Source organism: Paracoccus sp. KR1-242 (assembly GCF_049446195.1).
Classification (GTDB): domain Bacteria; phylum Pseudomonadota; class Alphaproteobacteria; order Rhodobacterales; family Rhodobacteraceae; genus Paracoccus; species Paracoccus broussonetiae.
Genome location: NZ_JBMSED010000007.1, coordinates 1 through 13,204, shown reverse-complemented (window position 1 = coordinate 13,204; position 13,204 = coordinate 1). Strand labels below are relative to the sequence as shown.

Sequence of the window (13,204 nt, the reverse complement as noted above, 5' to 3'; positions counted from 1 at the left end):
TATGGGCATGATGAACCACACCGCGCTTCACCGCGGTATCGTCGCAGTCCGCGCTGACGCCGGTGGCGACCCGAAGGCCATGATGGCCGCGCTGAACCAGGCCTGGGAGGCCTTCAAGGCCGAGAACGAGACCGCCATCAAGGATCTGAAAAAGGGCCAGGAAGATGTGGTCCGGACCGAGAAGATGCAGAAGCTGGAAGCCAGCGTCAGCACCTTGCAGTCGGCGCTGGATGCACAGGCCGCCCAGCTGACCGCGCTGAAGATCGGCGGGCCGGGCACCGATGGTGCGCCGAAGGATCCCGAATACAGCAACGCCTTCAGCGCCCATTTCCGCAAGGGCGACGTGCAGGCCGCGCTGAACAAGGGGGCAGATGCCGAGGGTGGCTATCTGGCGCCGATCGAATGGGACCGCACGATCACCGACAAGCTGGTCGAGGTTTCGCCGATGCGCCAGATCGCTTCGGTCCAGTCGATCTCGGGCGCCGGGTTCAAGAAGATCTTCAATCTCGGCGGCACCGGCTCGGGCTGGGTCGGTGAGACGGCATCGCGCCCGCAGACCGCGTCGGGCACCTTCGGTATCATGACCTACACACCGGGTGAGATCTACGCCAACCCGGCGGCGACCCAGCAGATCCTCGATGACAGCGAGATCGACCTGGAAGCCTGGCTGGCCAGTGAGGTCGAGAAGGAATTCTCGCTGCAGGAAGGGATCGCCTTCGTGGCGGGGAACGGCGTCAACAAGCCGACCGGCTTCCTGACCTACGCCACTGGCGCCGCCAACGCAGCGGCGCATCCGTTCGGAGCGATTCCGGTCTCGACCACCGCCGCCGCGGCGGCCTTCACCAGCGATGAGCTGATCGATCTGGTCTACAGCCTGCCGGGTGCGCTGTCGCAGAATGCACGTTTTGTCATGAACCGGCCTTCGCTCGCCCGTATCCGCAAGCTGAAGGACGGGGACGGCAATTATCTTTGGCAGCCCTCCTATCAGGCGGGCCAGCCGCAGCAGGTCCTGGCTTTCCCGGTCACCGAGATGGCGGCCATGCCCAATGTCGCCGCGGATGCCTATCCCATCGCGTTCGGAGACTTCAAGCGCGGGTACCTGATCGTCGATCGTCTCGGCATCCGGGTGCTGCGCGACCCCTACACCAACAAGCCCTACGTCCATTTCTACACCACCAAGCGCGTCGGTGGCGGGTTGCTGGACCCGCAGGCGCTGCGCGTCCTGAAAATGGCAGCGGCCTGATGAAAACGCCGCCGGCCTTTCCCGGCCGGTGGCAAACCCCTGATCTATGGAGGCCTGGAAGATGGCAACGAAGAAGCAGGAAGAAGAGGCGGCAAAGCCCGCCGAAGTCGTGGCAGCGCCGGCAGATCCCGAGCCGACCACCGAGTTGGTGAACGCGCCGGCCGACCCGGAGCCTGCCACCGAACTGGTGAGCGCGTCGGGCGCCATCGCTGAGCCCGAGGTTATCGCCGCGGTCGACCTGTCGCATGAGAGCGTCGATGCGAACCCGCGCGCGGGCACCAGCTCGGTCCAGAACAACGTCGACTGGAATGACGCCAAGCGCGCCGAGCCCAACGACGCCAATTTCGAGGGGCAGGGGCTCGATCTCTCTGTCTACGGCAAGGGCGCAAAAACCTGATGCGCCTCACGCTCGTCACACCTCCAGCGGCACCTCCCATCGAACGGGCTCTGGCAAAGGACTATTGCAAGGTCAGCTGGGACTATGAGGATGCGGTGATCGATGCTTGCATCGACGCTGCCGTGTCCTGGCTCGACGGCCAGCGCGGTGTTCTGCGCCGGTGTATCGTCAATCAGGTGTGGCGCGCGGATATTGATCGGCTGGGCGGATATGTCGCCCTGCCATTCCCCGACGTCTCGACGGTCTCGGCAGTATTCACAGATGAAGAGGCCGGGGCGGTGCTCTTCGATCGCACCGATTGCGGCTTGCGCATCCGCAGCGGTCAGGGACGTCCGGCCGCCATCACGTTCACGGCCGGATTCGGAACCCCATCTGAGGTCCCGCCTGCGATATCGCGCGCGATCCTGATCCTGGCAGGACACTTCTACTGGGTTCGTTCAGGGCAATCGGAACGAGAGGGAATTCCGCGCGAGGTAGATGACCTGATTTCGCCCTTCCGTCTGCTGCGGGTCTGAACATGGATGTCGGTGGATTCAGCAAGTTTGTCGCATTTCGGGCGCCGGTGAAGGGGCGGACGCCGGATGGCCAGCGCATCATCGAGATGCAGGAACGTTTTTCGATCTGGGCCAAGCTGGTTCCGATGCGTGGTGGCGAAGCCGTCATGCAGGCGCGTCTCGCTTCGAAATCTCCCGCCTCCGTCACGGTGCCGCGCACCCGGGATACCGAACTGGTCACCAGCGAATGGGAGGTCGTGGTGGACGGCCGGACCTATCAGCTCAAGGAGGATCCGCGCGAATCCCACAACCGCGCCTTCCTCGATATGCTGGTCGAGGCAGTCTCATGAGGGCGGGCAGGGTTCTTCGCCAGATGATCCAGGACAGGATCATTGCCCAGGTGCCGGATCTGAACGGTCAGGTCTATGACAAGGCCAGCAAGGATGATCCCTTTCCCAGTGTCAGCCTGGGGCCGAGCTACTGGACCGGCGACGACGCCGATTGCATCGAGGGCAGAACCTGGACCGGACAGATCGATGTCTGGACAGAGGGCAACAAGGGCCTCTGCGAGGATCTGGCCGACGACATTGCTACGGCTCTGAAAGGGTTCGCCGACACCACCCTGATCGCGATGCACCCGTTCGAGATATCGCTTGTCCGGGTCATGGACGATCCCGATGGCGTGAACGTTCATGGGGTGATCCAGATCGAGGCGATGATCGAAGCCTAGCCCCTGTCGTCACCACATTTGTCACGCATCAGAGCATCGAAAAGCGGATCTTCTGGTTCTGATCCTACAAGAATGCGCTCTTGGGATGTCTCCCACTCAGAAAACGCTTTTCCGAAGACGGTCTTCCTTGCCTCGTCAGCAAGATCAGATGGCATTCTAGGGTCTACGAGGATTTTGTTTATAGCGTCCTTCACGGATTGAATGGCTTCTGCTGGTGAGGCGGAGGCTTCAAGATTGGCGTTCTGTATAGCCTCAACATGAGAGTTGATAACGAGGCATTCGAGCGCGCTGCCCTGTGCGTTTGCCGCTGATCCAGCCATCAAAAGGCAGAGGGTTAGCCGAGAGATCCGCATCAACCGTCCTTTCGGTGAGAGATGGCCCAGCTTAACCCGCGTATCGTTGCTAAACTCAAGCAAATTCCAGACCTGGCGGTCGAAGCCGCGAGTCTCGCAATGGAAGAGGGCGCAGAGGAGATCTGTGACTTCATCCGCAGCCTGATCCGGGGGCATTTCAAACCGGGGGACGGTGATCTTCTGAAATCGGTCGGCTGGACCTGGGGAGAGATTCCGCCGGGTGCCTTCATGATCGACGAAATCAGGTCCGGGAAAAACAAGGGGCGGCAATACGCCACGATCCGGATCAAGATCTATGTCGGATCGCGGGATGCGTTCTATGCACGCTTCCACGAATTCGGCACCCGCAATATGCCGGCCCGCCCATTCTTCTTTCCAGCGTGGAAGGCCAAGAAGGCCGAATTTAACAACAGGATCCGCAAACGGGTCCGAGCCGCAATCAGGGAGGCATGGCGCAATGGCTAAGGCGATCTTCCACCGCGAGTTTCACTATACCAGCATGACGCGGAACGCGGGCTGGTCGGCCTATCCCAAGGCAGGGGCCCAATCCTATCCGCGCGAGTTCATTGATGCTGCCGTCGCCGCCGGCTGCGCCGAAGAGGTCAAGGCGACCGTCTGCAAGGGCAGAACCAGGACCGCCAACGCCGCCCATCACCCGGATCCCTGATCATCGTCCTTCAGCACTGACCGTGCCGCCCTCGGGCGGCTTTTTTCATGGAGCAGAAACGTGGCAAAACCCATTACCGAAAAATTCGAGCAGATGACGCTCGAAGTGGCGACCGACGAAACCGGCACCACCTGGGCCAAGGTCTGCGGCCTCGTCGGCGTGACCATCACCCGCACCGCGACCTGGGATTCCACGGAAACCCCTGGCGACTGCGACAACGAGGCCCTGCCCATGGATGTCGAACGGGAGTTCCGTTCGCTTCAGGTTTCCGTGTCGGCAGATGGTGTCTGGGCTCAGCAGTCGAACGACATGATGCTCGACTGGTTCTACAACGGTGAGCGCAAGACGATCCGGCTGGGCAACCAGAACGCCGCCGTCGGCGATACCCAGTATGAGAGCGGCCCGGCGATCATGACCACGCTGACCAACCAGCGCAGCAAGGGTCAGAAGGTTACCGCCTCGATCCAGCTGGAGTTCGATGGCAAACCGACCCGTCTTGCGAAGGCGGCCTGATGGCGCGCGTCGTCATCCGCTGGGCCGGCGGTGAACATGCCTTCCGGCTCGGCCTGGCCGAGCTGGAAGTGATCCAGCAGAACACCGATTGCGGCCCCGAGCATCTGCTGCAGCGTATCAACGCTGGTCTGTGGACCGCGGCCGAGTTGATGGAGATCCTGCGCAACGGGCTGATCGGCGGCGGCATGGACGATGTCGACGCCAAGAACCTTGTCCACCGGACCTTCGGCCAGCATCCGATGATCGTCTTCAAGGTGCCGGCGCAGGAGGTTCTGTTCCTTTGTCTGTACGGTCCACCGGATGATCCGGTGGGGGAGGATACGCCGGCGGGCGATCCGACGCCGAGCGCCGACCCCGAGGCAAATGGAAGTTCAGCACCTATTACGGGCTAGGCGCGGCGATGGGGTTCGCACCCCGCCAGGTTGGAGAAATGACGCCCTGGCAGTTCATGGCCTGCGTCGAAGGCTATGGACGCGCAAACGGCTGGAAGCCGGACGGTGGCGGCGGCGGCGCGGATGCGCTCTCCGAGGCTGATCTCAGGGAAATGGGCATTGTGGGATTCTGATGGCTGAAGAACCGGATCTTGTCATCTCGGCTGGCTTTTCCGACGCCAAGCTGGTCCAGGAAGCGAACCGGATTGTCGCCGAGTTCCGCAGGCGCGGCGAAGAGGCGCAGAAGGCTTTCGTCGATGCCCAGGCTCGTGTGCCCAGCACCGCCGTGGTGCGGGCGCATGAGCGCGAGATGGACCGGCTGAAGCGCAGCTTCGATCCGGCCTATCGTGCCGCCAAGCTCTATGAGGAAGAGGTCAAGCGCCTCGATCGCGCGCTTGACGGGGGCGCGATCACCCAGAAGCAGTACACGGCCAATGTCGATCGTGCCGCGGCAAAGATGCGCGATGCCGGCAATGCGGTCCAGGAACTCGGTCGCAAGGGACAGGCGGGCGGCACCGGATTGCAGAACCTCGGGTTCCAGGTCGGTGATTTTGCCACCCAGGTCGGCGCCGGGACCAGCGCCGCGCAGGCGCTCGGTCAGCAGCTGCCGCAGCTCCTCGGCGGCATGGGGACCATGGGTGCGTTGATGGGGGCGGGCGCGGCCATCGCCATTCCGCTCGGCGCTGCGCTTCTCAAGGTCGCGATGGACACCGAAACCCTCGACGACAAGCTGAAGAGCCTGGAGAAGACCACCGGGGCCTATCTCGATGCTGTCGAGACTGCCCAGACCCCACTCGACCAGCTGCGCCTGAAATATGGCAACCTGGCCGACGAGATTGCCCGCGTGAACGACGTCACAGAGCAGATGGCTGGGGTTCAGGCCCGGGTCGATCTGATTGGGGCGGCCAACAAGCTCGGAAGCGGATCACCGGTTCCCAACACCGTTCCCGAGGGCATGGTCGGCACGTCCTGGCTGTCCTTCGGCATCCCCACGCAGCCGCTCGATCAGATCGTCGATCCGATCACGCAGGTTCGCACCGCCTATAAGGCTACCACGGAACAGGCCGAGCGCCTGTTACAGGCACGGCTCAGGCTCAAGACCAGCAACAGCGAAGAGGCTGTCGCGCGCGATGCGGAAAACTTGCGCGATGTGCTGATCGATATCGCGGGCAGCGCCGATGCTGCCGCAAAGCGCTTCCCCGAGCAGATCCAGCAGCTGAACACATTGATCACCGCCGCTGCCGAACAGATCGCTGCCGCCGGCCGCGCGCAGCGTCAGGCGCAGCAGGATCTCCTCGACACCTATGACGCCAACACCCAGAAGCTGAGGAAGCTGGCCGACGATCGCCGCATGGCCGAGGAAAGCCAGACCGAAGCCATCAAGGCCGGGAAGGTGGATCAGGCAGAGGCTTATGGCCGGGTTCTCACCGCGATCGACAATGAGGTTCAGGCGGTCAAGCAGTCCATTGCTGAGATGGACGGCACCTTCGAGGCCAGCGTCAAACGCATGCAGGGTCTGGCCGGCGGCCTGGGCGGCACCATCAATTCCGCCATCAAAAACTGGACAGGGCTCAATCTCTCCGAATGGGGAAAGACAGGCGCCGCCTCCCAAAAGGGCATTCTCGATCTGATCGCCAGCCGGGAAAGCGCCGGGGCCGGGGATTACAATGCGGCCTATGGCGGTGCGAAGTTCACCGGCGGCAACCTGTCCCTGGTCAACATGTCCCTGAACGAGGTGCTGGCGGTGCAAAAGCGCATGCTGGCGCATCCCGAGAACACCGCCAACAGTTCGGCCCTGGGCCGGTATCAGATTGTCGGCACGACCCTGCGCGGCCTGATGTCGGAACTGAACCTGTCCGGCGATGAGCTCTTCGACAGCAAGATGCAGGATCGTCTTGCCACCCAGCTGGTGCGCCGCCGCCTGCCGCAGGGTGTCGAAGGGCTTCGCAACGAATGGGAAGGGCTGCGCAATGTTCCCGCGCCGCTGATCGAACAGGCGCTGAATCAGCAGTCGATTGAAAGGCTCGATCCAGAGATCGCCAAGGACCGGCAGAAGGCGCTCGACCAGGAGGTCAAGGAACGGGAACGGCTCGCCAAACAGGCCAAGGAATACGGGCTGCAGCTGTCCAGTAACCTGCTCTCGCAGCAAAAACAGGCCGAGCTGGCCAAATCGCAGGCCGACCAGATCGCAGCCATCAGGGCCTTGGACCTCGGGGAGGCTGATCAGGCCCGCGCCATTGCCGAGGTCACGGGCGAGATCGAACGCCAGCGGGTGATCTATACCCTGCTGGAAGAGGCCAAGCGCCGGCAGGTCGACCTCGATGCGCTCATGGCCAACGGGTCGATGACCTATCGGCAGGCGATTGAGGCGCTGGGAGAAGCCAAGAAGGCCGAGATCGTCACCACCAACGAACGTGCCCTTGCCGAAAGCCGCGTTGCGGAATCCCAGCAATTCCTGGCCGATGCGCAGGCGCGCGTGAAGAACGGCTTGCTGGAGTCCATTGTCGCCGGGGAAAGTTTCTCGGACGTGCTGCAGAACCTTGCGCTCATGATGGCCAAGGCTGCGGCGCAGGCGGCCCTCTTCGGCGAAGGGCCGATGGCGCGCGGCGGTGGTAGCGGTCTGCTGGGCGGGCTGCTTGCGGCCGTGACCGGTTTCCTCGGTGGCGGTGGCGATCCTCTGGTTGCGGCACGTCGCGGTGCGGGCCTGCCAGCCCGCGCCGGCGGCGGGCCGGTCAAGGCGGGCATGCCCTACCTGATCAACGAAAACACGCCGCGTAGCGAAGTCTGGGTGCCATCGCATTCCGGGGCGGTGCTGAACGTGCAGCAGGCGCAGGCGGCGCTCGGATCGCGGCGGGGCACCGCATTCAGTTTCTCGCCGACGACGCACATCAGCGTCCAGGGCAGTGCCGATGACCGGACGGTCGAAAAGATCAGTCGCGAACTGGACAGGCGGGATGAGCGGCTGCGCCGCGAGATGCCGTCGATCATGAAAAACTTCAACCTGACGGACGGCTGATGCAGGCAACATTTCCCCATCTGGCCATCGCGAAGGCACCGCAGTTCCGTCTGCTGGGCCAGTCGCTCGACCCGGAGGAAAGCATCGACGGTACCGATACCGTGGTGCCGACGATGCGGGGGCGCTGGACGGCGACGGTCAGCTTTGTCCTGCGTCAGGAAGCGGCGCTTCTGCAATGGCGGGCTTTCCTCATGCAGATGCGCGGAAGGGTCGGGACCACGCCGGTGCCGGTCTATTCGCGCTTCCGTCCGAGGGATCGTGACGGCAGGGGCGGTCGCTTCAACCAGATTGGCAATTTCGACTCTTCCCAGACCATGGAGCATTGGGGCTTCTCGAACGCGCCGCGCGAACAGGTCATGCTCAATCTGAATGCCGGTCTTCGCGCCACCGAGATCGAGGTGCGATATCCGGATTCGACGGGCTTGCGGCCGGGGCATTACTTCAGCCTGCGCGACCGCCTCTATTGCGCCCGTGCGGTTTACCTGTCCCGCCAGACTGAGAACGGCCCCCGATTTTCGGTCGAATTCGACCCACCGCTGCGCGAGGCGGTGACCGCGGGCATGGTGGTCGAGATCAACCGGCCCGTCTGCCGCATGCGCCTCGCCACGGAAGATGAAGGCATCATGGACAATGCCGAGATCATGCAAACCGTGCAGGCGCGGTTCGTGGAGGCGTTGTAATGGGGGCGCGCGAAGATCTGCTCGCCATCCCGGATGAGCTCCTGCGCAATGGCAGTATCGCGCAGGCGGTCCTGGTCCATATGGATTTTCAGGGATCGCCTCAGCGTTGGTGGACCGGCTTCGGTGATCTCGATGTCGGTGGTTTCCGCTGGCAGGGGCTCGGCGATCTGATCGGGGTCAGCGAGATCTCCAGCAGTTACGGCGTTTCGGCCCGGAAGGTAACCTTCACGGTACAGGCTACGCCGGCGATGCTGGCCCTGGCGCTCGCGGCCAAGTCCCGGGTGCGCGATCGCGATGTCACGGTCTCGCTCCAGCTCTTCGCCAATGCCCGGCTGGCGGCCTGGACCTCGGGTGGTGGCGAGATCATGGAGGGCGACCCGATCGGTTCGCCCATGGCGCTCTATACCGGGACGATGCAGCGCATGCCCTGGTCGGCGCAGGGCACGACCAAGCGCACCATCCAAATCGAGGCTTGGGGGATCTGGATGACCCGGAACAGCGCGCCGCGGGGTCGCCTGACCGATGCCGACCAGAAAGCGCGCTACCCGGGCGACCGGGGGCTGGAGCGCCTGCCACTCTATGCCAACGGCTATGAGAGCGAATGGCGGTCGTAGCGCTGGCCCGCCCGCAGGACATCCTGCGCATCGTCGACATGGTCGAAGATCTGCGCGCGGCGGTGGGCGGACCTGTTCCGGTCGATCGACCGTGGACTGCGCGCATGCTGGCCGGGATGCTGGGGGATCCGCAGGCGGTGGTTTTTGTCTCGGCGGCCGGATTCATTGCGGGGTCGTTGCAGCCCACGGTGATCAACCCGGCGCTGATCGCGATGGAGCACGGCTGGTTCGCGACCGATGGCACGGGGCTGCGCCTGCTGCGCGCCTTCGAGGGCTGGGCGCATGAACAGGGGGCAATGATGGTGCGGCTTTCCACCGCGCCTTCCGGAATGGATCTGACACGGCTCGGCTATCGCGCGGCCGAACTGGCTTGGGTGAAATAATGGCGATCTTCAGCTTTATCGCGGGTACGGCTTGGTGGGCGGGCGTGAGCGCCAGCATCGGCACGGCGGCGGCGGGCGCGATCATCTCGGTCGGGCAGACCCTCTCCTGGTCGCTGGCCGCTGCGGCGCTGCTGAAGCCGACGGTGCCGCGCCAGCAGGTGCAGGCCACCATCAACCAGACGGATTCCGCGCGTATCCGGGGCTGGGGCCGCATGCTCCTGGGTGGCACCCGCGCCTTCTTCGAATCCCATAGCGGCCACCTGCATCAGGTTGTCGCCGTGCATCATGGTCCGGTGGATGGGCTGATGAATGTCTGGGTCGACGGACAGCCCGTGGCGACCGAGGCGACCCCAGCAAATGCCGATGGCGGCGGGCGGGTGAACCGCTACACGGCGGTTCTCTTCAAGGATGGCAGCGGCAACAACGGCAATTATGACGGTGTCTTCGACAGCGACGGCCTTGGCTGGCGGGACATCTTCGACGCCTTCCCTGCGCTCTGGACCTTGCAGCACCGGCTAGAGGACCAGGCCACCTTCTACGCTGTTCTCGGGGATCCTGCTGACGAGGATTTTGCGAAGTATTTTCCGAAAGGACCGCAGACGGTCGTGCAGGTTGAGTTGCGCGGATCCCGGGTCCGCAATCTCGCTGGTTCGCAGATCTATTCCGAAAATGCCGGGCTTTGCATTCGGGATTTCCTGACCCATGCCGATGGCTGGAACTTCCCGCTCTCCAAGCTGGACGGCCCCAGCTGGACCACATTCACCTCGATCTGCGCACAGGAAGTCGATCTGAAGGCCGGCGGCACCGAACCGCGCTATCGTCTCTGCGGCTATTATTCCCTCGAAGATGCGCTCAAGGATGTCACCGGGCGCATGCTCGCGGTCTGTGACGGCCAGCTTTATGAGACGGCCGAGGGTAAGATCGGGATCCTGGGCGGTGCCTGGTCCGAACCCGATGTCACCATCACCTCGGCCGACATCCTTTCGGTCAGCATGCAGGAGGGCTTCAATCCGCTTGAAACCTATAATGTGCTGAAGGGCTCGTTCGTGAGCCCGAGCCACGGCTACCAGCCAACGCAGGTCCGGGAAATCAAGGACACCGCGGCGCTCGCAACCGCCAGCGCGCGATCTGAGCAGCATGACCTCGACATGTGCCCGAGCGGCACCCAGCTGCAGCGGCTCATGAAGATCAAGATGGCCAAGGACCGGCGCGCGCAGGTCGGCAGCATCCGCACCAACCTGGTTGGGATGAAGGCGCGCTGGCCGAAGGGCGACGGCGTGCACACGATCAGGATCAATGCGCCGGAATTCGAGCTGGTCGGCGTCTTCGAGGTCACCAGCCATTCCTTCGACGTGCCGAAGATGTATTGCGACATCGGTCTCGCCAGTCTGGCCAATCCTTATCCCTGGAACCCCGCGACCCAGGAGACGGACCTGCCGCTGACCTATTCCTCAATCCCGACGCCAAATAACACGGTCGGGAATCCGGCGAACGCCGCGCTGGTCCAGGAGCGGGTTCTGGTCAGCTCGGGCGTTTATGGGGTGCGGGTCGCCGTCTCGGTCGACAATCCCGGCCGGAACGATTTGCGGCTTCGCGCCGAGATCGCCAAGGGCCTGATCTCCGACGTCAGTGACGACGATGCCGGGGAATGGGTGGCGATGACCGGCCGTCGTCTGCGCGCAGTCTCTGGGATCGTTGATGACGGCGCGATCTATACCATCCGGATCAAATGGGCCGGCCGCACCGACTGGGTCAGCGCCGGGTCGATCAATGTCACCGCCAATGCCGACCAGCCCGATCCGCCGGGTTCGTTCTCCGCGCTGGCGACAGGCGCGACGGTCTCGCTCGACTGGATCAACGCGGCGTCGGATTACTTCCGCACCCAGATCTGGCGGGCCACCACCAACGACATCGGTGCCGCCTCCCTGGTGAAGACCGTGGCTGGGGTGGCGGGGCAGGTTTCCGGCTATGACGATACGCCCGGCCTGACCGGGACGCTCTATTACTGGGCCGTCACCATCAACGGGTCCGGTGTGCCGTCGAACCCGGCCGGACCGGAAACGGTCACGCTTTAACCCTTCTCGAAATCTGGAACGACAGCCCGCCTTCGTGCGGGCCTTTTGCTTGGGGGCCCCATGGGGATTATCGACGACATCAATGTCGCGCTGCGCGAGTTCGAGCGATACACCGGCGATGGCAGGCCGAATGCGCCCTCGGGCCGCCCGGTCCCGCTGGGTGATCCGCAGTCCGGGGTGCACGACATATCCAAGGCTGCGTTGCGAGGCATCCTGGTCGCGATCCTGCAGACGATGGGGGATGAAACTGCACTGCAGACGCTGATCACGGCGATGCGGGCAACAAGCAGCCGGGGGGATACTCTCGCGGCCGTTCCTGTAGTGGGCGGAACCGAACAGGCTGCATCCTTTACCGTTGACCCGACGCAGTCCCACATGACGCTGACTGCAGGGTCGCTGGTGCAGTTTCTTTGGCCCATCACGAATATCGGGCCCGATCCGGTCGCAACCATTGCGGGTGAACCATTTCTCATCAAGGGCCGGATGGCGAACGCTCTCGCAGCCGGAGATCTGATCGGCGGCTGCCGATATCTTGCCTGGGTTCAGAACTCGACGCCTCGACAGCTGCGGCTGGTCGGTGCCGTGGCGCCGGGGGACATTAATGGTCTTGCCGACAACTTCGCCGCTCTGGGGCAAGATCAATGGCCTGGCGATGCCGCGAGCGTGGCAGAGGGGATCAACGGGAAGGCCCTTATCACCAGGTCGAACGGCCAGACCCGCGGCACCTTCACCGCCGACGATGTCTTCGCCGGGGTCTATTCCGAGCTGCTGCGCGCGGGCGAGGGTGACCAGATCCGTGACCGGGTGCTGAACGATGGTTGGCCCGGCGATGAGGGCGAGGTTCTGGCCCTCGGCCTGAATGGCGTGGCGCTGGCCTATGACAGGCTCGGTCGCCTGCTGGGCGGCATCGTCACCCCGCGCAGCAGTGGCTGGCCGGGCGACTGGATCAGCGAGGAAGTGGTGGATGCGCGCGGCGTGGTGGTCTTCGGCCATGATGTCCGCGACGGCTCGGATTACAGCCTGGCGCTCGACGTCTCGGGCTGGCCGGGCGACTGGATCATCGGGTTGGAATTCGATCGCTCGGGCCGGATCCTGCGCGGCATCGACCAGCGCGACCAGTCTTCCTACCCGGCCGGTCAATTCGGCGGCGGCACCGGCGGCGGCTCGGTCGAGTTCGTCGATCCGGGTTTCTCGGGCGATGCTTTTGGCGCGGTCATCGACAGCGACGGCGTCGTCAAGTTCACCACCATCGTCCCACCGGGCCGGTCGCTCGGAATGGAAAAGCGCGAAGGCCGCTTCTTCGCCGATACCCAGAAGCTCGCAATCGCCGTCCTCGCCATCGGTGGCGGCGACACCGGCGCGGCTTCCTCGATCGAGGATCACCGCTGGCATGTCTTCGATGAGGAGCTGGAGCCGCAGGACACCCAGACCTCGGCCTCCGGGCTCGCCAGCGCGATCCTGACCCGGCAGCGCGATGCCTTTGAGGCGCGCGCGCTGATGTTCCCGATTGCCGAGGTGATCGGCTCGACCGTCGAGACGGATGTCCTGGCGGGCGCGCCGCGCCGGGTGCAGCTGATGGCGCGCCTGCAGGCGGCGGTCGATGCCGCT

At 64.0% G+C, this 13,204-nt stretch carries 16 protein-coding genes; all 16 read left to right on the top strand.

Annotated features, from left to right (window positions below):
- Nucleotides 1-7: 7 nt before the first annotated feature.
- The gene (locus tag ACO2Q4_RS11225) at nucleotides 8-1,243 is read left to right on the top strand and encodes a phage major capsid protein (RefSeq protein WP_423319322.1); all 1,236 of its coding nucleotides are present in this window, start codon (nucleotides 8-10) and stop codon (nucleotides 1,241-1,243) included.
- A gap of 61 nt (nucleotides 1,244-1,304) precedes the next feature.
- On the top strand, nucleotides 1,305-1,640 hold the full coding sequence (locus tag ACO2Q4_RS11220; protein ID WP_423319320.1) for a hypothetical protein: 336 nt from the start codon (nucleotides 1,305-1,307) through the stop codon (nucleotides 1,638-1,640).
- Nucleotides 1,640-2,155: a head-tail connector protein gene (locus ACO2Q4_RS11215; protein ID WP_423319319.1), complete on the top strand. Its 516-nt coding sequence runs from the start codon at nucleotides 1,640-1,642 to the stop codon at nucleotides 2,153-2,155. The genes ACO2Q4_RS11220 and ACO2Q4_RS11215 overlap by 1 nt, the downstream gene beginning before the upstream one ends.
- 2 nt (nucleotides 2,156-2,157) lie before the next feature.
- Complete coding sequence (locus tag ACO2Q4_RS11210) at nucleotides 2,158-2,484, top strand: phage head closure protein (RefSeq protein ID WP_423319317.1); 327 nt, start codon at nucleotides 2,158-2,160, stop codon at nucleotides 2,482-2,484.
- A gap of 23 nt (nucleotides 2,485-2,507) precedes the next feature.
- A complete protein-coding gene (locus ACO2Q4_RS11205; protein WP_423319315.1) occupies nucleotides 2,508-2,864 on the top strand; it encodes a DUF3168 domain-containing protein in 357 nt (118 codons plus the stop codon).
- A 374-nt stretch (nucleotides 2,865-3,238) separates the two neighbouring features.
- Nucleotides 3,239-3,682 (top strand): HK97-gp10 family putative phage morphogenesis protein, encoded by a 444-nt coding sequence (locus ACO2Q4_RS11200; RefSeq protein WP_423319313.1) that lies wholly within the window; start codon nucleotides 3,239-3,241, stop codon nucleotides 3,680-3,682.
- Nucleotides 3,675-3,884 carry a hypothetical protein gene (locus tag ACO2Q4_RS11195; RefSeq protein ID WP_423319311.1) on the top strand — a complete coding sequence of 70 codons (210 nt, stop codon included), beginning with the start codon at nucleotides 3,675-3,677 and terminating at the stop codon, nucleotides 3,882-3,884. The genes ACO2Q4_RS11200 and ACO2Q4_RS11195 overlap by 8 nt, the downstream gene beginning before the upstream one ends.
- A gap of 60 nt (nucleotides 3,885-3,944) precedes the next feature.
- Entirely contained in the window at nucleotides 3,945-4,397 is a 453-nt protein-coding gene (locus ACO2Q4_RS11190) for a phage tail tube protein (protein WP_423319310.1), read from the top strand.
- Nucleotides 4,397-4,789: a gene transfer agent family protein gene (locus tag ACO2Q4_RS11185; protein ID WP_423319308.1), complete on the top strand. Its 393-nt coding sequence runs from the start codon at nucleotides 4,397-4,399 to the stop codon at nucleotides 4,787-4,789. The genes ACO2Q4_RS11190 and ACO2Q4_RS11185 overlap by 1 nt, the downstream gene beginning before the upstream one ends.
- A 38-nt stretch (nucleotides 4,790-4,827) precedes the next feature.
- A complete protein-coding gene (locus ACO2Q4_RS11180; protein ID WP_423319306.1) occupies nucleotides 4,828-4,962 on the top strand; it encodes a hypothetical protein in 135 nt (44 codons plus the stop codon).
- Nucleotides 4,962-7,844 (top strand): hypothetical protein, encoded by a 2,883-nt coding sequence (locus ACO2Q4_RS11175; protein ID WP_423319305.1) that lies wholly within the window; start codon nucleotides 4,962-4,964, stop codon nucleotides 7,842-7,844. Before ACO2Q4_RS11180 ends, ACO2Q4_RS11175 begins: the two co-directional genes overlap by 1 nt.
- Nucleotides 7,844-8,524 carry a hypothetical protein gene (locus ACO2Q4_RS11170; RefSeq protein ID WP_423319302.1) on the top strand — a complete coding sequence of 227 codons (681 nt, stop codon included), beginning with the start codon at nucleotides 7,844-7,846 and terminating at the stop codon, nucleotides 8,522-8,524. Before ACO2Q4_RS11175 ends, ACO2Q4_RS11170 begins: the two co-directional genes overlap by 1 nt.
- A complete protein-coding gene (locus ACO2Q4_RS11165; RefSeq protein ID WP_423319300.1) occupies nucleotides 8,524-9,138 on the top strand; it encodes a hypothetical protein in 615 nt (204 codons plus the stop codon). The genes ACO2Q4_RS11170 and ACO2Q4_RS11165 overlap by 1 nt, the downstream gene beginning before the upstream one ends.
- The gene (locus ACO2Q4_RS11160; protein ID WP_423319298.1) at nucleotides 9,126-9,521 is read left to right on the top strand and encodes a hypothetical protein; all 396 of its coding nucleotides are present in this window, start codon (nucleotides 9,126-9,128) and stop codon (nucleotides 9,519-9,521) included. Before ACO2Q4_RS11165 ends, ACO2Q4_RS11160 begins: the two co-directional genes overlap by 13 nt.
- Nucleotides 9,521-11,596 carry a hypothetical protein gene (locus ACO2Q4_RS11155; RefSeq protein ID WP_423319296.1) on the top strand — a complete coding sequence of 692 codons (2,076 nt, stop codon included), beginning with the start codon at nucleotides 9,521-9,523 and terminating at the stop codon, nucleotides 11,594-11,596. The genes ACO2Q4_RS11160 and ACO2Q4_RS11155 overlap by 1 nt, the downstream gene beginning before the upstream one ends.
- Nucleotides 11,597-11,656: 60 nt before the next feature.
- Nucleotides 11,657-13,204 (top strand): hypothetical protein (locus ACO2Q4_RS11150; RefSeq protein WP_423319293.1); only part of this gene is annotated, 1,548 nt, incomplete at its 3' end.